Annotated in this window: 23 protein-coding genes; 7 read left to right on the top strand and 16 right to left on the bottom strand. The window is 36.7% G+C overall.

The window, feature by feature from the left end; all coding sequences use genetic code 11:
• Entirely contained in the window at nucleotides 1-204 is a 204-nt protein-coding gene (locus tag HMPREF2937_RS00425) for a DUF2197 domain-containing protein (protein WP_002480540.1), read from the top strand.
• A gap of 87 nt (nucleotides 205-291) precedes the next feature.
• Here HMPREF2937_RS00425 and typA read toward each other — a convergent pair whose 3' ends face one another.
• The gene (typA, locus tag HMPREF2937_RS00420; protein WP_023015936.1) at nucleotides 292-2,139 is read right to left on the bottom strand and encodes a translational GTPase TypA; all 1,848 of its coding nucleotides are present in this window, start codon (nucleotides 2,137-2,139) and stop codon (nucleotides 292-294) included.
• Between the two features lie 94 nt (nucleotides 2,140-2,233).
• Between typA and HMPREF2937_RS00415 the strand changes: the two genes are divergently transcribed.
• Nucleotides 2,234-2,425 (top strand): DUF5325 family protein, encoded by a 192-nt coding sequence (locus HMPREF2937_RS00415; RefSeq protein ID WP_002480538.1) that lies wholly within the window; start codon nucleotides 2,234-2,236, stop codon nucleotides 2,423-2,425.
• Nucleotides 2,426-2,590: 165 nt separating this feature from the next.
• On the opposite strand, the gene HMPREF2937_RS00410 is transcribed toward HMPREF2937_RS00415, so the two are convergent.
• On the bottom strand, nucleotides 2,591-3,409 hold the full coding sequence (locus HMPREF2937_RS00410; RefSeq protein WP_002480537.1) for an inositol monophosphatase family protein: 819 nt from the start codon (nucleotides 3,407-3,409) through the stop codon (nucleotides 2,591-2,593).
• Between the two features lie 115 nt (nucleotides 3,410-3,524).
• On the opposite strand from HMPREF2937_RS00410, the gene HMPREF2937_RS00405 reads away from it, so the two are divergent.
• Together HMPREF2937_RS00405 and HMPREF2937_RS00400 are read left to right on the top strand one after the other, a co-directional pair.
• Nucleotides 3,525-4,136, top strand: coding sequence for a YktB family protein (locus HMPREF2937_RS00405; protein WP_002480536.1), 612 nt, complete (start codon nucleotides 3,525-3,527; stop codon nucleotides 4,134-4,136).
• A gap of 220 nt (nucleotides 4,137-4,356) precedes the next feature.
• Entirely contained in the window at nucleotides 4,357-5,703 is a 1,347-nt protein-coding gene (locus HMPREF2937_RS00400; protein ID WP_070848752.1) for an Nramp family divalent metal transporter, read from the top strand.
• A gap of 81 nt (nucleotides 5,704-5,784) precedes the next feature.
• On the opposite strand, the gene HMPREF2937_RS00395 is transcribed toward HMPREF2937_RS00400, so the two are convergent.
• From HMPREF2937_RS00395 to HMPREF2937_RS00335, 13 genes are all read right to left on the bottom strand, one after another.
• Complete coding sequence (locus HMPREF2937_RS00395) at nucleotides 5,785-6,411, bottom strand: DUF4064 domain-containing protein (protein WP_057510362.1); 627 nt, start codon at nucleotides 6,409-6,411, stop codon at nucleotides 5,785-5,787.
• A gap of 238 nt (nucleotides 6,412-6,649) precedes the next feature.
• Complete coding sequence (auxB, locus tag HMPREF2937_RS00390) at nucleotides 6,650-7,795, bottom strand: lipoteichoic acid stability factor AuxB (protein ID WP_373879068.1); 1,146 nt, start codon at nucleotides 7,793-7,795, stop codon at nucleotides 6,650-6,652.
• 33 nt (nucleotides 7,796-7,828) lie between these two features.
• Entirely contained in the window at nucleotides 7,829-8,902 is a 1,074-nt protein-coding gene (locus tag HMPREF2937_RS00385) for an ABC transporter substrate-binding protein (RefSeq protein ID WP_060803908.1), read from the bottom strand.
• Nucleotides 8,899-9,711, bottom strand: a complete 813-nt coding sequence (locus HMPREF2937_RS00380) for an ABC transporter permease (protein WP_002480531.1) — start codon at nucleotides 9,709-9,711, stop codon at nucleotides 8,899-8,901. The genes HMPREF2937_RS00385 and HMPREF2937_RS00380 overlap by 4 nt, the downstream gene beginning before the upstream one ends.
• On the bottom strand, nucleotides 9,708-10,514 hold the full coding sequence (locus HMPREF2937_RS00375; protein WP_002480530.1) for an ABC transporter permease: 807 nt from the start codon (nucleotides 10,512-10,514) through the stop codon (nucleotides 9,708-9,710). Before HMPREF2937_RS00375 ends, HMPREF2937_RS00380 begins: the two co-directional genes overlap by 4 nt.
• 3 nt (nucleotides 10,515-10,517) lie before the next feature.
• Nucleotides 10,518-11,597 (bottom strand): ABC transporter ATP-binding protein, encoded by a 1,080-nt coding sequence (locus HMPREF2937_RS00370; RefSeq protein WP_070863794.1) that lies wholly within the window; start codon nucleotides 11,595-11,597, stop codon nucleotides 10,518-10,520.
• Between the two features lie 13 nt (nucleotides 11,598-11,610).
• Complete coding sequence (locus HMPREF2937_RS00365) at nucleotides 11,611-12,150, bottom strand: helix-turn-helix domain-containing protein (protein WP_023015942.1); 540 nt, start codon at nucleotides 12,148-12,150, stop codon at nucleotides 11,611-11,613.
• A gap of 124 nt (nucleotides 12,151-12,274) precedes the next feature.
• Nucleotides 12,275-12,550, bottom strand: a complete 276-nt coding sequence (locus HMPREF2937_RS00360; protein ID WP_002480527.1) for a UPF0223 family protein — start codon at nucleotides 12,548-12,550, stop codon at nucleotides 12,275-12,277.
• A 117-nt stretch (nucleotides 12,551-12,667) separates the two neighbouring features.
• Nucleotides 12,668-14,074 (bottom strand): dihydrolipoyl dehydrogenase, encoded by a 1,407-nt coding sequence (gene lpdA, locus HMPREF2937_RS00355; protein WP_002480526.1) that lies wholly within the window; start codon nucleotides 14,072-14,074, stop codon nucleotides 12,668-12,670.
• 3 nt (nucleotides 14,075-14,077) lie between these two features.
• Entirely contained in the window at nucleotides 14,078-15,394 is a 1,317-nt protein-coding gene (locus HMPREF2937_RS00350; RefSeq protein ID WP_002480525.1) for a dihydrolipoamide acetyltransferase family protein, read from the bottom strand.
• A gap of 340 nt (nucleotides 15,395-15,734) precedes the next feature.
• On the bottom strand, nucleotides 15,735-16,712 hold the full coding sequence (locus HMPREF2937_RS00345; protein WP_002480524.1) for an alpha-ketoacid dehydrogenase subunit beta: 978 nt from the start codon (nucleotides 16,710-16,712) through the stop codon (nucleotides 15,735-15,737).
• A 3-nt stretch (nucleotides 16,713-16,715) separates the two neighbouring features.
• Nucleotides 16,716-17,828, bottom strand: coding sequence for a pyruvate dehydrogenase (acetyl-transferring) E1 component subunit alpha (gene pdhA / locus HMPREF2937_RS00340; RefSeq protein WP_070863793.1), 1,113 nt, complete (start codon nucleotides 17,826-17,828; stop codon nucleotides 16,716-16,718).
• 169 nt (nucleotides 17,829-17,997) lie between these two features.
• Complete coding sequence (locus HMPREF2937_RS00335) at nucleotides 17,998-18,630, bottom strand: YkyA family protein (RefSeq protein ID WP_070848564.1); 633 nt, start codon at nucleotides 18,628-18,630, stop codon at nucleotides 17,998-18,000.
• A gap of 124 nt (nucleotides 18,631-18,754) precedes the next feature.
• Here HMPREF2937_RS00335 and def point away from each other — a divergent pair, with 124 nt between their 5' ends.
• Nucleotides 18,755-19,315, top strand: a complete 561-nt coding sequence (gene def, locus HMPREF2937_RS00330) for a peptide deformylase (protein WP_002480521.1) — start codon at nucleotides 18,755-18,757, stop codon at nucleotides 19,313-19,315.
• Between the two features lie 59 nt (nucleotides 19,316-19,374).
• Here def and HMPREF2937_RS00325 read toward each other — a convergent pair whose 3' ends face one another.
• The gene (locus HMPREF2937_RS00325; RefSeq protein WP_002480520.1) at nucleotides 19,375-19,647 is read right to left on the bottom strand and encodes a hypothetical protein; all 273 of its coding nucleotides are present in this window, start codon (nucleotides 19,645-19,647) and stop codon (nucleotides 19,375-19,377) included.
• A gap of 382 nt (nucleotides 19,648-20,029) precedes the next feature.
• Between HMPREF2937_RS00325 and HMPREF2937_RS00320 the strand changes: the two genes are divergently transcribed.
• Both HMPREF2937_RS00320 and rnjA read left to right on the top strand, forming a co-directional pair.
• A complete protein-coding gene (locus tag HMPREF2937_RS00320; RefSeq protein ID WP_002480519.1) occupies nucleotides 20,030-20,245 on the top strand; it encodes a DNA-dependent RNA polymerase subunit epsilon in 216 nt (71 codons plus the stop codon).
• Nucleotides 20,245-22,170, top strand: coding sequence for a ribonuclease J1 (gene rnjA, locus HMPREF2937_RS00315; RefSeq protein ID WP_070863792.1), 1,926 nt, complete (start codon nucleotides 20,245-20,247; stop codon nucleotides 22,168-22,170). Before HMPREF2937_RS00320 ends, rnjA begins: the two co-directional genes overlap by 1 nt.
• Nucleotides 22,171-22,232: the final 62 nt, after the last annotated feature.

Raw genomic sequence — 22,232 nt, 5'->3', positions numbered from 1 at the left:
TTGATAAAAGTACAGTGTATCATCTGTGATACGGAAGTACTCATGGATGAAAATACATTGGAAGCCAAACAGCTGCGCAATCATCCTATGCGCACATTTATGTGCGAAGATTGCAGAAGTCGTTTAGATGTTCCTAAACAACGTAATAACTTTTATAAAGCACAAGAAAAATTCAATATATTTACAGAAGACCATGACGATTGATTCATGGTCTTTTTTTCTTCCTAAATACAAAAAAGAAGCCCGAATCTTTATGATTCAGACTTCTTCATTATCTTAAAGCTATAACGATTACTCGTCTTCAGCCATTAATTGTTTAATACGTTTTGCTTCTTTTTCACGTTGAGATTTATTTAAAATTTTCTTTCTCATACGGATACTTTCAGGTGTTACCTCTAACAATTCATCGTCATCGATAAATTCTAACGCTTCTTCAAGTGTTAAGATACGTGGACGTTTCATTGTTTCAGTTTGATCTTTCGTAGCTGAACGTACGTTGGTTTGGTTTTTAGTTTTAGTGATATTTACTGTTAAATCATTATCACGGTTATTTTCACCAACAATCATACCTTCGTATACTTCAGTACCTGGTTCCATGAAGTTAGTACCACGGTCTTCTAAACCAATAATTGCATATTGGCTTGCTTTACCTTGGTCCATAGAAACTAATACACCATTACGACGTCCGCCGATACGACCTTTAATACGTGGACGGAATTCTTCGAATGTGTGGTTGATGATACCATAACCACTTGTCATTGACATGAACTCAGTTGTGTAACCGATCATACCACGTGCAGGCACCATGAATACTAAACGTGTTAAACCATTATCTGTAGTCACCATGTCTAACATTTCACCTTTACGTTGTCCAAGTGACTCGATAACTGAACCTGCATTTTCTTGAGGCACTTCACATTGTACGCGTTCAAATGGTTCACATAAAACGCCATCGATTTCTTTAAGGATTACTTGTGGTTTAGATACTTGTAATTCAAAACCTTCACGACGCATATTTTCAATTAAGATAGATAAGTGTAATTCACCACGGCCTGCGATAACCCAAGCATCTGGTTGGTCAGTTGGTGTTACTTTTAATGATACGTCTGTTTCAAGTTGTTGATCTAAACGGTCTTGAATTTGACGTGCAGTCACATACGTACCTTCGCGTCCAGCAAATGGTGAGTTATTTACACGGAAAGTCATTTCAAGTGTTGGTTCATCAATACGTAAAACAGGTAATGCTTCTTGATGGTCATGTGGTGTTACTGTTTCACCTACGTTGATATCTTCCATACCTGAAACCGCAATTAAATCCCCAGCATGTGCTTCTTCAATTTCTTCACGTTTTAAACCGAAGAAACCGAATAATTTGCTGACACGGAAGTTTTTAACACTGCCGTCTAATTTTAATAATGAAACTTGATCTCCGACTTTGATTGTACCGCGGAATACACGACCAATACCGATACGACCTACATAGTCGTTGTAATCAAGTAACGCGATTTGGAATTGTAAAGGTTCATCGCGGTTATCTACTGGTGCTGGTACATAGTCTAAGATTGTTTCATACAATGACTGCATGTTTTCATCTTGTTTATCTGGTTCTAAGCTTGCTGTACCGTTTACAGCTGATGCATATACAACTGGGAATTCTAATTGGTCATCATTTGCATCTAATTCGATAAATAAGTCTAAGACTTCATCTACAACCGCTTCTGGGCGTGCTGCAGGTTTATCGATTTTATTTACAACCACTACAGGTTTTAAATTTTGTTCTAACGCTTTTTTCAACACGAAACGTGTTTGAGGCATTGTACCTTCGTAGGCATCAACAACTAATACAACACCGTCTACCATTTTCATGATACGTTCCACTTCACCGCCGAAGTCAGCGTGACCTGGTGTGTCTAAAATATTAATTCTAGTGCCTTTATAATTAACTGCAGTATTTTTCGCTAAGATTGTAATACCACGTTCTCTTTCAATATCATTAGAATCCATTGCACGTTCATCAACATGCTCATTCTCACGGAAAATACCAGATTGTTTTAATAATTCGTCAACTAATGTTGTTTTACCATGGTCAACGTGAGCAATAATAGCAATGTTACGTACGTCTTCTCTTAAATTTGTCATACTAAATTTCCTTTCTTGAGTAAATTCCCACTTCAATTTGCAACTTTTTTATTATATCATATTATTGAGCAAAGAATAATAAGGTGGGGTTTGAATGCAGAAAAAAAAATCAAAAGCTATATTTTGGCTTTATTCTGTTCTTGCAGTCATTTTCTTAGTACTGTTCAGTTTTAGCTTAGGTGCTCAAAATTATTGGTTTATGGCGATTACAGCCATTATCCTAATTGCAATTTTCGGTGCCGGCTTTACAACTAAGAAAAAATATCGCGAAAACGATTGGTTCTGACCAATCATTACATGAATTTTTAACATAAAGGGTTCCACTCCTTGCAGTACCCTGCAGGAGAAAGAATACACATATATTTCAGTCAAAAGAAAAAGGTTGGGTACCTAGATGCTTTTTGAACAATTGCTTGTTTAAACAGCTTCGATGGTCCCGACCTTTTATTTTTTATCGATATCTTTTGTGTAATGTCTCAAAAGTTTCTTTTTCCGGCAACATGTGTTTCGTTAAAATTTCCTCATGTATGGATTGATTGCCGACCAATACAGAGTGCGGCTGATTTAGTGAAAGTGGATTACCTAATAAATCCGTACCTTTACCGCCTACTTCATTTAAAATAATTAAAGCACCGGCATAATCCCAAGGTTGTAATCTCGGTGTTAAATATGCACCTAATTTTCCTTGCGCAACATGAATCATTTCTAAGGCTGCAGAACCATAAGCGCGACAACTTCTCGCTTCATCTACTACCTTTCTGAATATAACACCAATCACCGGCTTTGTTAACCAATTTGGATTAATTCCAATCAAACTTTTATTTAAATCCGAATTCTCAAGCGGCTTCATTGGATGTTCGTTTACAAACGCACCCTCTCCTGCTTTTGCATGATAGAGCAAATCATTCATGACATCATAAACAAATCCTGCATAAGGCTCTCCATCATTATAAATACCGATAGAAATCGCAAAATTTTCTTTTTGATGCACAAAGTTCAATGTGCCGTCAATCGGATCTATAACCCAGACAATACCTTTTTGTTCAACTTCAGACATTGGTCTGCCATGTCCTTCTTCACCAATAAATTGGTGGTCTGGATAATTCTCCATAATGTTATTGTAAATAAAATCTTCCGTTGCTTTATCAACATTTGTCACCAAATCATTTGGATTGGATTTTGTTTCAATATTGATATCTTGCTGCATCATTTTACGGATATTATTACCCGCTTCAATTACAAGTCCTTTTGCAAAATCATATACTGCCATTTACGAACACCCCTTCTATCATATTATAACTAAATCATTTCAGAATTTCATTTACTCTAAATCAAGCCAAAATTATGCTACAATGTTTTCAATCATAACAACAGGAGGCTTTGTCATGTCTAACTATACTTTTTCTTCTAAAGACTTTAAAGTCTTTGAAGTGCCTGGATTAGAAGCACGTATGGCTGAAATCGAACAACACATCAGGCCAAAACTACATCAGTTGGGTGAACACTTCGCTGACTTCTTATCTACCCATACAGCAGATGAATTCTTTATGCATATCGCAAAACATGCACGTCGTACAGTAAATCCGCCGAAAGATACTTGGGTCGCTTTCTCTACGAATAAACGCGGTTATAAAATGCTGCCGCATTTCCAAATCGGTTTATACGAATCACAAGTCTTTGTCATGTTCGGCGTTATGCATGAAGCTAAAAATAAAACGCATTACATTGAAGTCTTTGAAAATCACTTCAAAGATATTGAAAACTTGCCTGCAGACTACCGTATTTGTGTAGATCATGTCAAAATGGATAAACCATTGATCCAAGACCTATCGACTGAAGACTTAGAACAAGCATTGTCACGTGCAAAACAGCTTAAAAAAGGCGAATTCTTTGTTGCACGTACACTCTCACCTGATGCACCTGAGTTAAAGTCAGATCAAGCATTCCTCGATTATTTAGAAGATACGTTTGAGCAACTGTTAAAGTTTTATCCATAATAGCATAATACCGAGCATTTAACTATTCATTCAAAATTATCGTGCTGATTTAGACAAAGTTTGCCTTATACTACTTTGTTTAAATCAGCTTTTCTTTTTCACCTACATCTCGTTGCTTACAATTTTAAACGTAAAAAACAGTTTTATTAGGTTGACCTAATTTTATTTTTACTTTATTATTAAACCATTGTTAGAACATAGAGAAGTGGGGGTGACCTTCTTGACTAAAAGACAGGTCAATTATAATAACGACAGCTTAGACGAAATCAACAATACTGTCAGTTTCAATTCAAACAGCAGTATCAAGCAGAAATTCCTTTCATTCTTAGGACCGGGCTTACTGGTTGCAGTAGGTTATATGGATCCTGGTAACTGGATTACCTCCATGCAAGGCGGAGCCAAATACGGTTATATTCTGCTTTTTGTAATATTAATTTCAAGTTTGTCTGCCATGTTGCTTCAAAGTATGACAGTCAGACTCGGTATCGCATCAGGTCATGACTTAGCACAAGTCACAAAACGCTTTTTAAATAAGCCCTTAGCATTTATATTCTGGATCATAGCTGAACTCGCAATTATTGCGACAGATATCGCAGAAGTTATCGGCAGTGCCATTGCGCTTGATCTATTATTCGGAATTCCATTGCTTGTCGGTGCGATTATCACTGTACTTGATGTCTTTATCCTATTATTTATTATGAAATTCGGTTTCAGAAAAATTGAAGCCATCGTCGGTACATTAATCTTTACTGTACTCGCAATCTTCATCTTTGAAGTTTATATTGCTTCACCTGACGTTGTCAGTGTATTAAATGGTTTTATACCTAGCAGTCATATCGTTACACAACAAGGTGCCTTATATATTGCCTTAGGTATTGTTGGTGCAACGATTATGCCGCATAATCTTTATTTACACTCATCTATCGTTCAATCAAGAACATATAATCGTAAAGATGAAGCTTCTAAAGCACAAGCCATTAAATATGCGACAATTGATTCAAACATTCAATTGACTATCGCATTTGTGATTAACTGTTTATTACTTGTTCTAGGTGCTGGTTTATTCTTCGGTACAGGCAATGCAGATAATCTTGGCGGTTTCTATGACTTATATCAAGCCTTAGAACAACAACCGTTGCTTGGCGCATCTCTTGGCGGCTTAATGAGTACTTTATTCGCAGTCGCTTTACTTGCGTCAGGTCAAAACTCAACGATTACAGGTACCCTAGCCGGTCAAATCGTTATGGAAGGTTTCATCAACTTGAAATTACCAAACTGGGTAACACGATTAATCACACGTTCTATCGCAATTATTCCAGTTATCATTTGTTTAATTATCTTCCATGGTAATGAAAGCATGATGGAACAACTCTTAGTCTTTTCACAAGTATTCTTAAGTATTGCGTTGCCATTTACTTTAATTCCGCTTCAACTTGCGACAAACAACAAAGACTTGATGGGACAATTTAAAAACAAATTATGGATTAACATAATTTCATGGTCATTAATTGTTATCCTAAGCGGATTAAACATCCATTTAATCATCCAAACGTTCCAAGAACTGTAAACAAAAGCTATACAATAAAAATAAAGCAGCTGCAATCCAGTAAGTTTCCCCTTTACGGATTGCAGCTGCTTTTTAATTTTATTATTTGAAATCGTCTAAATCATGTCTGCGTGGACGTTCATGATCGTCTCTTCTACGTTGTTTAGCCAATTCACTTTCATTCGCATTTTCTTCATAATGCGCTTCGTGATTAGCTTCTGAATCAAATTTGTCATGTTCTGCTTTGTCTCTTACCTGTTTGCCTTCAGGATTGACTTTTTCATGCTTGTTTGTGTTTTCATTATCACGTGTAATGTCTTCGAAATAACCATGATTTCTGTCGTACTCTTTGTTGGCTTCACGTTTAGCTTGGCTTCTTCTAACAAACAACATAATCGCTACAATAAAGAATAAAATAGATGCGATAAAGTTTGAGAAGTATAATCCAACTAGTGCCGCGACAATTAAGATAATACCTGCAGCAATGCGGTTTTTCTTACTTAATACAAGACCCACTGCTGCGATAATTGCGACAACAATCAAACCAATCGTTGTGAAGACCATTGTTTGATGCAAGAATTCAGGTGACATACTGGAATCCCCTTGTTTTAACAGAATGTCAGCCAACATGCCATCCTTCATGAATGTACCGATTAAGAACAGCAACATGTAGAGTACTGTCAGACCTACACCGATCCATCCAATGATTCTTTCTACTTTTCTATTCATTGTAATACCCTCCTGATTAAGCGAAATTGAAGCGTCGCATTATATTCTTCGCTGACTTCATCCGCTTTTTTAAGGCCGCTTAACGAGTCTTATAAACGTAACTACCCTTAAAGCACTCAAGTTATGCATAAATCAATTTAAATTTCATTTATTTCAACTATGCAATAGAAAACTTTTTGGTTTTTTACCAAGATAAAAACCGAAAGCAACGATAATCATTGCTTTCGGTTTATCAAAATTATGATTTTTTATCTGAATCTTGCGCTTGTTTATCTTCAGTTGACTGTACGTCATCTTCTTTTGTTTCTTGCGTTGTCGGTGATTTGCCTTGGTTGAATGAACGACGTTCTTCAAAGTTCATGCGTCGTTGATTCACAGCACTCGGACGATTTTTACGTGCTTCTTTCGCACGACGTTTTCTTTCCTTTTTCTCACGTTTACGTGCTGCTTTCTCTTCAGCTGTTTCACCTTTACGCGGTTCAACATCACGATATTTTACTTCTTCAGGCTCATCAGAAGGTTCTTGCATACGCGCTTGTTCACGCTCATATGCATCTTGTTCTTGTTGTTCTCTGACTTCTTCTTCTGATTTTTGTTTATATTTCGCCTGACGTGATAAGAATTCAGGTTCGCTCTCATCTTCACGTCTTGTGATTGGTTCTTCAGACTGTACAGGTTCTTCTGTATCTTCTGTTTGATGTGTCTCTTGTACTCTGTCTTTTTTCGGTACATATGGTTTCACATCATCTTCTTCGTCATCATACTCATCACGTTTTTCATAAGAAGGTTCATAACGTGGTGTTCTCTCGTCTTCTGGATAGCCATGTGGGCGTCTTACAGGTTCACGGTCATATCTATCATAATCATCATAACCGCCCTCATATGGTACATAACCACCGCCATAACGTGGTACAGTTTCTATTCTATCTTTACGCGCAAACATCATAATTGCGACGATGAAGAATAGCACTGGTATAACGATTGTTGCGAGTAGTAACACTAAAGGCAATGTAATGATAGATGCAACTAAGAAGAGAATTCCAGATAACACTCGGATATTCATAGAAATGAGTGCTAAGAATGAAATTAATAAACAGACAATTAAATAAACAATGACGGCCCAAATACCGTTTTGAAGCCAAATCACAAATTGTGTTGTATTTAAACTGTTATTTGCGAGCACTTGTTGTACTAAATCATTATTGTTGATTGACTGTTCAAGATTTTGAATTGATGTATTGTTGCTGAATGACACAAGCGCAATAAACATAGTAATTACTGTTAATAACAATAATCCAATCCAGTTCAGCCAACCTAAGACTTTTTCTGCCACTCTGCTGACTGGACGTTTTATTTGTGTATATTGTGGTTCTTCAGACATCATTAACACTCCCTACTCTACTTACTAATCAAAATATTATTGTAATGACATTTTGAAATTCAAAAAATGCTCATTATAATCATTTAAAATATCTTTACCCAAATCTTTATAGACTTCAAGCCTACTTTGTGTTTCTTTTGAAGGATAAAACCTTTGATCATTTTTAATTTCTTTTGGTAAACGCTTTTTAGCCGCTTCATTCGGCGTCGCATAACCGACCCATTCAGTATTTTGCTTACTATTTTTTGGGTCTAACAAGAAATTAATAAACTGATACGCACCTGCTTGGTTTTGTGCTGTTTTTGGGATTACCATCGTATCGAACCACAAGTTAGAGCCTTCTTTTGGGACGACATAGTCAAATTCAGGATTCTCTTGTACAATCGGTGCTGCAGTACCGCTCCATACGACTGCGATATTCGCTTCGTGTTGTTCTAACATCATCGTTACTTCATCACCGACAATCCCTTTGACTTGAGGGGCTAAATGCGCTAAATCCGCTTCCGCTTCATCTAAACGTTTCGGATTCGTTTCATTTAAGCTGTAGCCGAGTTTATTTAAACTTAAGCCCATCACTTCCCTCGCACCATCCACTAATATGATATCATTTTTAAACTTCGGATTATATAAACTTCTCCAACTTGAAAAATCATCATGTGGATAGGCGTCTTTATTATAAAGTATACCCACTGTACCGAAGAAGTAAGGTATAGAATAACGATTATGTTTATCATAATCCATATTCATGTAATTTTTATCTAAATATTTCATGTTTGGCAGCTTACTATGATCTAGAGGAACTAATAAATCATCCTTTTTCATCTTTTGAACCGTATATTCACTTGGAAATGCGACATCATAATGCGTACCGCCATTACGAATTTTTGCTTCCATCGCTTCATTTGAATCAAACGTTTCATAAATCACTTGAATGCCAGTTTCTTTCTCAAACTTATCGATTAACTCTGGGTCGATATATTCTCCCCAGTTATACACATAAAGTTTCTTGCCTGATGCTTGATGTGCTTCACTGCCATACCATTTACTGATCCCTAAACAAATGACTCCTATCACCAGTGCACCGATAATCAATTGTAAAAATCGCTTCATCGCAGTACACCTCGTTTCAAGGACAAGCGGCGTTTTGTATAACGCTGAATCATATAGTATCCGATAATACCAATGATGATAACGCCAAAGATTAACGTTGAAATCGCATTGATTTCCATACTGATACCTTTACGTGCCATCGCATAAATTTCTACTGATAACACACTAAAACCGTTACCTGTCACAAAGAAGCTGACAGTAAAGTCGTCTAATGAGTAAGTCAATGCCATAAAGAAACCAGCCATAATCGCAGGCATCAAATTCGGAATCATGACACGATTTAAAATCTGCCATTCTGTTGCGCCTAAATCTCTCGCAGCCACAAACATATTTTGATTCATATCATAAAGTTGCGGCAACACAATAATGACTACAATCGGAATACAAAACGCAATATGCGAAATTAATACCGTCCAAAAACCGAGCCCCATTCCTGTAAAATGACCGATAGCAGTAAACATAATTAAGAATGACGCTCCGATTACTACATCAGAAGAGACCAATAACACATTATTTAACGTCATAAATGTCAATTTCAAACGTTTCTGACGTAGATGATACAGCGCAATAGCACCAAACGTACCAATTACAGTAGACACGGCTGCAGCTAATAATGCCACCGCAATCGTATTGAATAAGATAGCCATTAAACGATCATCTTGAAATAAACTTTGATAATGTTCTAACGTGAAACCTTCAAAATGAATCATATTGCCGCCTGAATTAAAAGAATATACCATTAAGAAGATAATCGGTACATATAAGCCGATGACTAATAACCAAAGATAGACTTTGCCATACCATGTCATGATCTGCGTCCTCCTTCGTTGCCTGATTTCGTGATGACTAACACGAACGCCATAAATAAGATTAAAACAATCGCAATGGTTGAACCCATGCCGTAGTTTTGAATCACTAAGAATTGTTCTTCAATAGATGTCCCGATATTAATCACTTTGTTACCCGCGATTAAACGCGTAATCATGAACAGTGACAAAGCTGGAATAAACGTGACTTGAATTCCAGAGAGTACGCCTTCTTTCGTCAAAGGTAAAATGACTTTTAAAAACGTCGTCCAACGATTGGCACCGAGGTCTGTAGACGCTTGAATTAAATTCTCAGGAATCGTCTTCATGCTATTGAAAATGGGTAAAATCATAAATGGGATATAAATATAACTCGCAACGATAATAAACGCAGACGCAGTAAATAATAGTTCCATATGAGGAAGATGCATCACATTTAATATTTGATTGATAATACCATCATGACTCAAAATCCCGATAAATGCATACGTCTTGAGAAGTAAATTAATCCACGTCGGAATAATTAATATTAAAATCCACATGTTTTGATGTACAGATTGACGAATAAAATAGGCTGCTGGATAACTGATAATCAATGTGACGAGCGTAATGATGGCTGCATATAGAATAGAAATCCCCATCATTTTGACATAACGCATACTTAAAATCTGTTGATAGTTCGTCAAACTGAAATGGCCTTGATTATCTAAAAATGAGAAATATACTAATAAAATTACTGGAATGATAATAAAACCTACCATCCAAATCATATAAGGAACCATTAAGTATTTATTTAATTTTGTCATCGTTTAGTCCTCATAACTTTCAATACGTTTATCAAATTCCGCTTCTGTTTCACCTGGCACCATGATATGAATCGCATCTGGTTCAAAATACAAACCGACTGTATCTCCAACCTTCGCTTTCTTTGTCGTTTGAATCATCCATTCATAACCTTCTTGGTCCTGACATGTGACTTCATAATGCACACCTCTAAACAAGGTAGACTTCACAACTGCTTTAAATAAACCTTGGGTTTGATTTGTAATTAAAATATCTTCAGGACGAATGACTACTTCGATTTTAGTCCCTTCAGGAATTCCCATATCCACACATTCAATTTCTTTATCATAAATATTTACTAAACGATCTCGCACCATCGTACCTTCGATAATATTAGATTCACCGATAAAGTCAGCCACAAAGCGATTGACCGGTTCATCATAAATATTAATCGGTGTATCAAATTGTTGGATTTTACCTGCTTTGATAACCGCAATATAATCACTTAAGGCTAGTGCTTCTTCTTGATCATGTGTGACAAAGATAAATGTGATGCCTAAACGTTTTTGAAGTGCACGTAACTCATACTGCATTTCTGTACGCAACTTTAAATCTAAGGCAGATAGAGATTCATCTAACAATAAGATCTTAGGTTCATTCACAATGGCACGCGCAATCGCCACACGTTGTTTTTGTCCACCACTCATTTCATCAATCGTACGTTGCTCATAACCTTCTAATTTTACGAGCTTCAACGCTTCAGCCACTTTCGCTTTAATCGCTTTGTTTGATAGTTTCTTCAATTTCAAACCAAAAGCAATGTTTTCATACACATTTAAATGTGGAAATAACGCATAATCTTGAAAGACTGTGTTTACTTGACGTTTATTAGCTGGAATTCCATTGATATTACGGTTTCCGTATAATACGTCTCCTGAATCTGCTTGTTCAAAACCTGCAATAATTTTTAAAATGGTTGTTTTACCACATCCCGAAGGACCTAGTAAGGTATAAAATTTTCCTTCTTCGAAATCAATAGAGATATCGTCTAAGATGGTTTTGCCATCGTATTGTTTACTCACTCCTAATAACGATAATAGCGACATATGTTCTTTCCTCCTATAAGTACGATGCAGTAACCACCATCATGGCTTTCGTTTCTGTATCAGTTTGATTAGACAACTGATGTTTATCATGTGCTTTAAAATAAAGCGCATCTCCTGCTTTGGCATGATAGACATGTTCTCCAAGTGTTAAAGTCAGTTCTCCTTCTAAACAATATATGAAAGTATCTGAATCAGAAGGTTTAAAACTTTTATATGCAGTATGCGGATGTAATTGAATAAATAACGGTTCCATCTCAAATTCATTCGAACGTGCAATCGGCCATGTTAAAATATAACCTTCATCATATTCGTCATAGACTGTTTGTTCATCCTTTGGATACAACACCTTCTCAGCTTCTTTTTCTTTAAAAAAAGTCTCTGGTGATGTTCCGAGCACTTCTAATAATTGTAGAAAGGTTTCCATACTTGGTGAGGATTGTCCGCTTTCTATTTGTGAAATATAGCCTTTAGATAAATCTGTCCGCTCTGCTAATTCTTCTTGTGTCAGCTGTTTGATTTTACGTAAATTACGTAATTTCAATCCAATATTCATGAATGACCTCACTCTCTTGCTTAAAAAATGACATAAAAAAAGCACAGTTCTGTTTAGTATTAGTAAACTTTAAGTTTAACGCTTACTAAAAATAACAGAACTGCACCTGATTTACAATATAATTTTAATCATTTGCACTAAATTTTTTAGTTTCAGTTTCGTTTTTGATACGTTTGATCGCACGATAGCTATTATAGCCGCTGCCTTTTTCAAAATCATCTAAGATATTCTTCTCATCTGCTTTACCTGGAACGACCTTTTTAAAGTTGCGATAAGCATTCATAAAGTCATCTCTGTCGACTTGACGTTCATAATAATCTTCAACACGATTAAAGAAATGAATCACATCTATCATTTCTTCTTGAGACCAATCGACATCAATAGGATATTGATATTCCATATATATTCCTCCTATCTATTTGATTTCAGCCATATTATAACATGTATGATAAAAAAACCGCCGAGCTTAAAAGCCCGACGGTTTCAGTTTATATGCTTATTCTAATGTTGGGTGTTATTACATAGTGTGGATTGGTAATCCAAGTGCTTTTTCAGCTGCTTCCATGCTCATTTCACCTAATGTTGGGTGAGCATGTACTGTTAATGCGATATCTTCAGCATTCATACCAGCTTCAATTGCTAGACCTAATTCAGAGATGATGTCAGAAGCACCTGCACCAACAATTTGTGCACCTACTAATGTGTCATCTTCTTTAAGTGTGATCAATTTAACGAAACCAGTAGTATCGTTTAATGATAACGCACGGCCGTTTGCTGCGTAAGGGAATTTAGAAGCTTTATATTCTAAACCTTCTTCTTTCGCTTGCGCTTCAGAAAGACCTACTGTTGCGATTTCTGGTTCAGTGAAGCATACTGCAGGCATACCGATGTAATCTACTGCTGATTTTTCACCAGAGATTGCTTCAGCTGCTACTTTACCTTCATAGCTTGCTTTATGAGCAAGTGGTAAACCAGGAACGATATCACCGATAGCATAGATGTTATCAAGTGAAGTACGGCTTTGTTCGTCAACTTCTAATAAACCGCGGTCTGCGAATTTAAGACCTAATTCTTCAAGACCCATTTCATCAGTGTTTGGACGACGACCTACTGTAACTAATACGTAATCAGCGTCGATTGTTTTTTCTTCGCCTTTAGCTTCGTAAGTTACTTTAACGCCGTTTTCTGTTTCTTCAGCAGATTTAGCCATTGCTTCAGTAACAATTTCCATACCTTTTTCTTTCATTTTTTTCTTAACAGGTTGTGTTAATTGTTTTTCGAAACCGCCTAAGATATCTTTAGCGCCTTCTAAGATAGTAACTTCTGTACCGAAGTTCGCAAATGCTGTACCTAATTCAGAACCAATGTAACCGCCACCTACAACAACTAATTTCTTAGGTGCTTCTTGTAAGTTTAACGCACCAGTTGAATCGATTACGCGTTCGCCGAATTTGAAATTAGGAATTTCAATCGGTCTAGAACCTGTTGCGATAATCGCATGTTTGAAGTTGTAAGTTTGAGCGCTTTTTTCGTCCATTACACGTAAGCTGTTTTTGTCGTGGAAGTAAGCTTCACCTTTGACAATTTCAATTTTGTTTCCTTTTAATAGACCTTCAACGCCGCCTGTTAATTTGTTAACTACAGACTTTTTGAACTCTTGAACTTTTTCGAATTTAAGTTCAACGTCTTTAGCGATGATACCTAGATCTTCAGAGTTTTTAGACTCTTGGAATACGTGTGATACGTGTAATAACGCTTTAGATGGGATACATCCTACGTTAAGACATACACCGCCTAATTCGCCTTTCTCAACGATTGTCACTTTTTGACCTAATTGTGCTGCGCGGATTGCGGCAACATAACCGCCAGGACCTGCTCCGATTACAATAGTATCTGTTTCAATTGGAAAATCACCAACTACCATGTTTTACCCCTCCATTAATAATAATTCTGGATTATTTAATAAACGTTTGATGTGGTTCATTGCGTTTTGACCAGTAGCTCCGTCAATTTGTCTGTGGTCAAAGCTTAATGATAATGCTAATACAGGTGCTGCAACAATTTCCCCATCCTTAACAATAGGTTTTTGTGCAATACGACCAATACCCAAGATAGCAACTTCTGGGTGGTTGATTACTGGTGTGAACCATTGGCCGCCTGCTGAACCGATGTTACTGATTGTGCATGATGCACCTTTCATTTCGTCAGAAGTCAATTTACCGTCACGTGCTTTAACAGCAAGTTCGTTAATTTCATCTGAGATTTCGAACATTGATTTACGATCAGCATGTTTAACAACCGGTACTAATAAACCGCGGTCTGTATCTGCAGCGATACCGATGTTCCAGTAGTGTTTGTGTACTACTTCACCGTTTGCATCATCAAATTCAGTGTTTAATGCTGGGTATTTCTTAAGTGCTGATACTAATGCTTTAACAACATATGGTAAGAATGTTAATTTAGTACCTTGTTCCGCAGCAATTTCTTTGAATTTCTTACGGTGATCCCATAATGCTTGAACTTCCACTTCGTCCATTAATGTTACGTGAGGCGCAGTGTGTTTAGAGTTAACCATTGCTTTCGCAATCGCTTTACGCATTGCAGGGATTTTTTCACGAGTTTCTGGGTATTCGCCTTCAGCTGATACTGGTGCTGCAGCTGTTTCTTGTGAAGCTGCTGCTTCAGTTGCTGGAGCTTCGCTAGTTTCTGCACTTGGTGCATCTCCGCTTAAGTAAGCTTCAACGTCAGCTTTAGTGATACGGCCGTTTTTACCAGAACCTTGAACTGCTTTGATATTTACATTATTTTCACGTGCAAATTTACGTACAGAAGGCATTGCTTTAACTCTTCTGTTTTCATCTACTTCTTCGTCAGCAGCTGGTGCTACGTTTGAAGTATCTTGTTCTGAAACTGATTGTGCTTGATCTTTAGTTTCTTCTTGGCCTGCATCTTCTTCTTGAGCAGAATCGTTACTGTGTCCGCCTTTGAATGACATTTCTTCAGCGTCTGGAGAATCAATTTTGATAATTGTGTCGCCAACGACTGCTACAGTTCCTTCTTCTACAACAACTTCTTCGATTGTACCGTTAACTGGAGAAGGGATTTCTACAACAGATTTGTCGTTTTGTACTTCACATAGAATATCGTCTTCTTGGATTTCGTCTCCAGCTTTTACAAACCACTTAACAATTTCACCTTCGTGGATACCTTCACCAATATCGGGTAATTTAAATTCAAATGCCACGTTCTTGTCCTCCTAAAAGTCAATTTAAGTCACATAAACCAGCACAAAACAATTGATTAAAACAAAAGTGTCTTCAAGTCTGTACATAAGCCTTGATTAAACTACTGATAATATAATCAATTTGATGTTCTAGTTTATAGTTTGACATAAAACTTGATTTCGTTTCAATGAAATCTATCTTCAATTTATTTTTACTACTTCATAACAAACCATTTGCCCTTGCAAAGTACATGAGATCGCAAGAGCAAATTTGGTTGTCTGACTTATGGAAAGCTGAAGTGTTGCTTCAACTATACCCATAAGTTCATTTAAATATGCCGACTCACGCTCTATTAAACAATTAGAAGTTTAAAGTAGCTTTTGCAGATTCGACGATATCGTTTTTGTTTGGTAACCAAACATTTTCCGCTTCAGTAAACGGATAAACAGTATCTGCTGCTGCAACACGTGCAATCGGAGCTTCTAATGAAAGGATTGTGCGCTCAGATAGTTCAGCTGCTACTTGTGCACCTACGCCAGCTTGACGTTGTGCTTCTTGAACTACTACTGCACGGCCAGTTTTTTCAACTGAAGCTACTAATGTATCGAAATCGATTGGTTGTACTGTACGTAAGTCGATAACTTCCGCTGATACACCATCTTTTTCAAGTTCTTCCGCTGCTTTTAATGATTCTTGAACCATTGCACCGTAAGCGATAATTGTGATGTCATCGCCTTCTTTTTTAACGTTCGCTTTACCAAGTTCAATTGTGTATTCCTCTTCAGGAACTTCTTCACGGAATGAACGGTATAATTTCATGTGTTCTAAATATACAACTGGGTCATTGCTTCTGATTGCAGAAATCAATAAACCTTTTGCATCATATGGGTTAGATGGGATAACTACTGTTAATCCTGGTGATTGTGCCAAGATACCTTCTAAGTTATCTGCGTGTAATTCTGGTGTGTGTACACCACCACCGAATGGCGCACGGATTGTAACAGGTGCAGTTTTTGTGTTACCTGAACGGAATCTTGTACGTGCAATTTGACCTGCAACAGAGTCAAATACTTCGAATACGAAACCTAAGAATTGGATTTCCATTACTGGACGGTAACCTTCTACCGTTAATCCAAGTGCTAAACCGCCGATACCTGATTCAGCAAGCGGAGTATCGAATACACGATCTTCACCGAATTCTTTTTGCAGACCTTCCGTTACACGGAATACGCCACCGTTAACACCAACGTCTTCACCAAAAAGCAAAACATTTTCATCGTTTTGAAGTTCAGTTTTAAGTGCGTTGTTAATCGCTTGTACCATTGTCATTTGTGCCATGGCTTACTTCGACTCCTTCTCTTTGTAAATTTCATACTGTTCTTTTAAGTTTTGAGGCATATCTTCGTACATGATTTCCATCAAGTCAGTAACAGTTTGTTTTTCAACTTTATCAGCTGCTTTAATTGCAGTTTTGATTTCGTCTTTTGCACGTTCGATTACTTCGTTTTCTATTTCTTCATTCCATAAGCCTTTAGCTTCTAAGAATGCTCTGAAACGAACTAATGGGTCTTTTTTCTCCCAATCAGAATCTTCATCTGAAGTTCTGTAACGTGTTGGGTCATCCCCAGCCATTGTATGTGGACCATAACGGTAAGTCATAGTTTCAATTAATGTTGGGCCTTCACCGTTAACTGCACGATCACGTGCTTCTTTAGTTGCTTGATATACAGCTAATGGGTCCATACCGTCAACTTGAATACCAGGGATACCTACTGCGATTGCTTTTTGAGCTAATGTGATTGCAGCTGTTTGCTTGCTTCTTGGTGTCGAAATCGCGTAGTTGTTGTTTTGAATTACAAAGATTGCCGGCACTTTATAAGCCGAAGCAAAGTTGATACCTTCGTAGAAGTCACCTTGTGATGAACCGCCGTCACCTGTATAAGTGATAGCTACTGCTTTTTTACCGCGTTTTTTAAGACCTAATGCAACACCGGCAGTTTGAATATATTGTGCACCGATGATGATTTGAGGACTGAATGCGTTTACACCTTCAGGGAATTGGTTTCCTTTAAAGTGTCCTCTTGAGAATAAGAATGCTTCTGTAAGTGGTAAACCGTGCCAAATGATTTGTGGAACATCACGGTAACCTGGAAGAATCCAGTCTTCTTTCTCTAATGCATATTGTGAAGCTAGTTGTGAAGCTTCTTGACCAGCTGTTGGTGCGTAGAAGCCTAAACGTCCTTGTCTGTTTAAAGAAACAGAACGTTGGTCTAGGACACGAGTCCATACCATTCTTTCCATTAATTCAACTAATTGCTCATCAGTTAAATCAGGTACTAAGTCTTCATTCACTACTTTACCATTTTCGTCCAATACTTGGACCATCTTAAATTGTGCTTCAGTATCTTTCAATACTTGCTCAGCGTCGAATTGGGCTTGTAACTTCGGAGCCATTCAATTCACCATACCTTTCCCGTATAATAGAAAATTCATTTCATCCATAAATTAGTATAGCATAGTTTTGTATAACTGTTAAATGAATTGTAAAACTTCTGTATCACTTGTGTTAAGTACAGTTATAAGACCTGTACCAGTCATTATACTAAAACTGTATCAGTGTTGTTTATTTGATTTGTTGAGCCGCTTCCATTTGTTTTCCGCGCTCGTCACGAGTTTTGCTATATTTTTTAATTTTGTTATTTACCTCTTTATAAGAGTCGTCAATTGCTTTTGTTTTTTCATCAATCTGTGATTGTTCTGCTTGACCGTTAGTTTTTACAATGTATTCAAATAAATCTTTTTCTTTGTCTAAACTATTGTTGTAAGCTTTCGCATATTCATCATGCGCTTTATAGTTTTTCTCAAATGCTTTGTTTGTTTTTTCTATGCCGGATCTTCTTTTATCGTTTCTAATATCCTTTGTCCGCTTTTTAGCCTCTTCAAACTTTTTCTCAGATGCATCAAAAGCTTTTTCTTCTTTTTTAAATTCATCTTTACGTTCATTTACATTACTTACAATATCTTTAGAAGTTTTTACAACCTTCTGTGTATCTTTACCGTTGATTTTCTTAGCTAAATCATTTTTCTCGTTTGTAAGTTTATTTAGTTTTTCACCGACTTTTACGGCTTCGTCTTCTTTTTGTACGGCTTCTTTCAGTGTCTTGTTGTACTCTTTAATCTGATGGCTGTCTGTTGAACAAGCACCTAATAATAGAGAGGATGCAATCACTAAACCAAATGTGCTTTTAATTTTCATGCTTCAAATTACCTCCTTGGGGATTTCAATAATGATGTTAATTAATTTTAAGCGATTTCGCAAATACTTTTCTGTTCTATCCGGAAGTTTTTTGTTATATTTTATAATAAGGACGGTGTATGACATGATTACTATGAAAGATATAATCAGAGACGGACATCCGACACTTCGTGAAAAAGCTGAAGAAGTTAAATTTCCTTTATCAGATGAAGATCGTAATAAAATCAAAGAAATGCATGAATTCTTAGTCAATAGTCAAGATGATGAAATTGCACGTAAATACAATTTACGTTCAGGTGTAGGTATTGCTGCACCACAACTTAACATTTCAAAGCGTATGCTTGCTGTGCACTTACCAGATGATGGTAACGGCAAATCATACGAGTTAATGTTAATCAATCCGAAGATCGTCAGCTACAGTGTACAAGAAGCATACTTGCCTACAGGTGAAGGCTGCTTAAGTGTAGATGAAGATATTCCAGGACTTGTGCATCGCCATCATCGTATTACAGTTAAAGCTAAAGATATTGATGGCAATGATATCAACTTACGACTTAAAGGCTATATTGCTATTGTTGTACAACATGAAATCGATCATTTAGACGGTATTATGTTCTATGACCACATTGATAAAGAAAATCCACTTCAACCTCACGAAGATGCTATCCGTCTGTTTGATGAATAAACATAAATTGAGAGGTCGCATAAAGCGGCCTCTTTTTTATATACACTGCTATTTCCTTATTATATGAAGATATCTTTACGACAATGATACGTAACATTTAAACGTTCTAAACCTTCTTTAAGTTCAGGCAGCATACTTTTATCCACCCACTCTGGATCATGGTTATGTCGTATAAAATGATGATTATCTGAGACATTATCTACAACTTCTTCGTATTCAAAGAACATCACAATTTCTTTCCCACGTTTTTCAAACAAAATACCTTGAAACAATTTATCTCGTCTTTCCTTTTCTCTTTTTACATCTTCAATAATTCTTTTAGCCTTACTCATTTTCCTCACCTGCTTTTAGTCACTAAATCATTGAACTCGCTTCGTTTTCTCTTTTATATATTTTACCACACTTATTTTGACTTTCTCTTTTTGACAAACATTCCCCTAGCTTTCCTTGTCGCTAAGTAAAACCGCTTTATTTATTGAATTACATCATGTAAAATAAATAATAACTGTATATGTATGGAGAAATCTTCATGCATGACTAACTAGAACGTCATTTATAACAAACCTAGCAAACATACTGGGCAGTTAAGCTGGTATGTTGTATTTATTTGTAAGAAAGAACACAATGATGAAACAAACCACAAAGAATAAACTAGGCTTGTATGAACAATAAATTAAAACAACTGAACATATTTTTAGGAGGAAACAATATATTATGGCAATTTACAAAGTATTTTATCAAGACGACAGAGCAGAAGTAATCGTGCGTGAGAACACACAAACGATTTACGTAGAAGGAAATTCAGAAGAAGAAGTAAGAAAATATCTGAAAGACCGTAATTACAATATCGAGTTCATTACTAAATTAGAGGGCGCACATTTAGAATATGAACAAAAATCTCCAGACTATCAAGTGGAGCATATCCAATAATGAAACAACTCAAAAATAATGAGGTCGGTGTATACGCAATCGGCGGTCTCGGCGAGATCGGTAAGAATACGTATGCAGTGGAGTATAAGGATGAAATCGTCCTAATCGATGCGGGTATCAAATTCCCAGACGACAATCTATTAGGTATCGATTATGTCATCCCGGATTACTCATATCTTGTTCAAAACAAAGATAAAATTATCGGCCTATTTATTACCCACGGACACGAAGACCATATCGGCGGTGTGCCCTTCTTATTAAAAGAACTTAACGTACCGATTTATGGCGGTCCTTTAGCACTTGGGTTAATCAGAAACAAATTAGAAGAACATCATTTATTAAGAACAGCTGAATTGAATGAAATTACAGAAGACAGCGTCATCAAGTCAAAACACTTCAATGTTTCATTCTATTTAACAACACACAGTATTCCAGAAGCATACGGTGTTATCGTTGGAACACCTGAAGGTAATATTGTACACACGGGTGACTTCAAATTTGATTTCACACCTGTCGGTACACCAGCTAATATTGCGAAAATGGCGAAACTCGGTGAAGAAGGCGTTTTAGCCCTTTTATCTGATTCAACGAACTCACTCGTTCCAAACTTTACTTTAAGTGAACGTGAAGTCGGCCAAAACGTCGATAAAATTTTCCGTAAATGTACAGGAAGAATTATCTTTGCGACATTCGCATCTAATATTTACCGTGTTCAACAAGCTGTAGAAGCTGCGATTAAATATAACCGTAAAATTTTAGTATTCGGCCGTTCAATGGAAAACAACATTAAAATTGGTATGGAGCTCGGTTATATCAAAGCGCCACCTGAAACATTTATCGAACCAAGCAAAATCAACTCTGTTCCTAAACACGAACTCTTGATTTTATGTACAGGTTCTCAAGGTGAACCGATGGCTGCGTTATCACGTATCGCAAACGGTACACACAAACAAATTAAAATTATTCCTGAAGATACAGTCGTCTTCAGTTCATCACCTATCCCAGGTAATACGAAAAGTATCAACCGCACAATTAACGCTTTATATCGTGCAGGCGCTGATGTTATTCACAGCAAGATTTCAAACATCCATACTTCAGGTCACGGTTCTCAAGGCGATCAACAATTAATGTTACGCTTAATTCGTCCGAAGTATTTCATGCCGATCCATGGTGAATACCGTATGTTGAAAGCACATGCGCAAACTGGCGTTGAGTGCGGTGTAGATGAAGACAACATCTTTATTTTCGATAATGGTGATGTCTTAGCCCTAACAAGAGATTCAGCACGTAAAGCTGGACGTATTCCTTCTGGTGATGTATTGGTAGATGGAAGCGGTATCGGTGATATCGGTAATGTAGTCATCCGCGACCGTAAATTACTATCTGAAGAAGGTTTAGTAATTGTCGTTGTAAGTATCGACTTCAACACAAATACATTACTTTCAGGTCCAGATATCATCTCACGTGGTTTCGTTTATATGCGCGAATCTGGTCACTTGATTTACGATGCACAACGTAAGATTAAAACTGAAGTCATTTCTAAGTTGAACCAAAACAAAGACATTCAGTGGCATCAAATCAAATCATCAATCATTGAGACATTACAACCTTACCTGTTTGAAAAAACAGCACGTAAACCAATGATTTTACCAGTGATTATGAAGGTCAATGAGAACGGTGAACAAATCACGCCGACGAAAAAACCAAAATCATCTAGACCTAAACGCACAAATAAAAAACAAAGTCCAAAACAAAATCAAGAACCAAAACAACACAACAGTAAAGAAAATCATAAGCATGCGACAAACAAACGTCCTTCAAATAATGGTCAGAAAAACCGTAAACCAAGAAATCATAAACCGCACCATAAAAAAGAAGACAACGCTAAACCAAAACAACACGAAGAAAAGTCTAAACAAGACTAAGCTTCTATAAATTAAAGATAAATATAGGAAAGGGGTCGGGACATAAATGTTCTGACTTCTAA

It is taken from the genome of Staphylococcus sp. HMSC061G12 (assembly GCF_001838465.1).
Classification (GTDB): domain Bacteria; phylum Bacillota; class Bacilli; order Staphylococcales; family Staphylococcaceae; genus Staphylococcus; species Staphylococcus simulans.
This window is presented reverse-complemented; position numbering and strand designations above follow the sequence as displayed.

What these genes read in the sequence shown, in the direction of transcription:
- typA (WP_023015936.1), bottom strand. Translation starts at nt 2,139, where the DNA reads ATGACAAATTTAAGAGAAGACGTACGTAACATTGCTATTATTGCTCAC.
- HMPREF2937_RS00415 (WP_002480538.1), top strand. Translation starts at nt 2,234, where the DNA reads ATGCAGAAAAAAAAATCAAAAGCTATATTTTGGCTTTATTCTGTTCTT.
- HMPREF2937_RS00410 (WP_002480537.1), bottom strand. Translation starts at nt 3,409, where the DNA reads ATGGCAGTATATGATTTTGCAAAAGGACTTGTAATTGAAGCGGGTAAT.
- HMPREF2937_RS00405 (WP_002480536.1), top strand. Translation starts at nt 3,525, where the DNA reads ATGTCTAACTATACTTTTTCTTCTAAAGACTTTAAAGTCTTTGAAGTG.
- HMPREF2937_RS00395 (WP_057510362.1), bottom strand. Translation starts at nt 6,411, where the DNA reads ATGAATAGAAAAGTAGAAAGAATCATTGGATGGATCGGTGTAGGTCTG.
- auxB (WP_373879068.1), bottom strand. Translation starts at nt 7,795, where the DNA reads ATGATGTCTGAAGAACCACAATATACACAAATAAAACGTCCAGTCAGC.
- HMPREF2937_RS00385 (WP_060803908.1), bottom strand. Translation starts at nt 8,902, where the DNA reads ATGAAGCGATTTTTACAATTGATTATCGGTGCACTGGTGATAGGAGTC.
- HMPREF2937_RS00380 (WP_002480531.1), bottom strand. Translation starts at nt 9,711, where the DNA reads ATGACATGGTATGGCAAAGTCTATCTTTGGTTATTAGTCATCGGCTTA.
- HMPREF2937_RS00375 (WP_002480530.1), bottom strand. Translation starts at nt 10,514, where the DNA reads ATGACAAAATTAAATAAATACTTAATGGTTCCTTATATGATTTGGATG.
- HMPREF2937_RS00370 (WP_070863794.1), bottom strand. Translation starts at nt 11,597, where the DNA reads ATGTCGCTATTATCGTTATTAGGAGTGAGTAAACAATACGATGGCAAA.
- HMPREF2937_RS00365 (WP_023015942.1), bottom strand. Translation starts at nt 12,150, where the DNA reads ATGAATATTGGATTGAAATTACGTAATTTACGTAAAATCAAACAGCTG.
- HMPREF2937_RS00360 (WP_002480527.1), bottom strand. Translation starts at nt 12,550, where the DNA reads ATGGAATATCAATATCCTATTGATGTCGATTGGTCTCAAGAAGAAATG.
- lpdA (WP_002480526.1), bottom strand. Translation starts at nt 14,074, where the DNA reads ATGGTAGTTGGTGATTTTCCAATTGAAACAGATACTATTGTAATCGGA.
- HMPREF2937_RS00345 (WP_002480524.1), bottom strand. Translation starts at nt 16,712, where the DNA reads ATGGCACAAATGACAATGGTACAAGCGATTAACAACGCACTTAAAACT.
- pdhA (WP_070863793.1), bottom strand. Translation starts at nt 17,828, where the DNA reads ATGGCTCCGAAGTTACAAGCCCAATTCGACGCTGAGCAAGTATTGAAA.
- HMPREF2937_RS00335 (WP_070848564.1), bottom strand. Translation starts at nt 18,630, where the DNA reads ATGAAAATTAAAAGCACATTTGGTTTAGTGATTGCATCCTCTCTATTA.
- def (WP_002480521.1), top strand. Translation starts at nt 18,755, where the DNA reads ATGATTACTATGAAAGATATAATCAGAGACGGACATCCGACACTTCGT.
- HMPREF2937_RS00325 (WP_002480520.1), bottom strand. Translation starts at nt 19,647, where the DNA reads ATGAGTAAGGCTAAAAGAATTATTGAAGATGTAAAAAGAGAAAAGGAA.
- HMPREF2937_RS00320 (WP_002480519.1), top strand. Translation starts at nt 20,030, where the DNA reads ATGGCAATTTACAAAGTATTTTATCAAGACGACAGAGCAGAAGTAATC.
- rnjA (WP_070863792.1), top strand. Translation starts at nt 20,245, where the DNA reads ATGAAACAACTCAAAAATAATGAGGTCGGTGTATACGCAATCGGCGGT.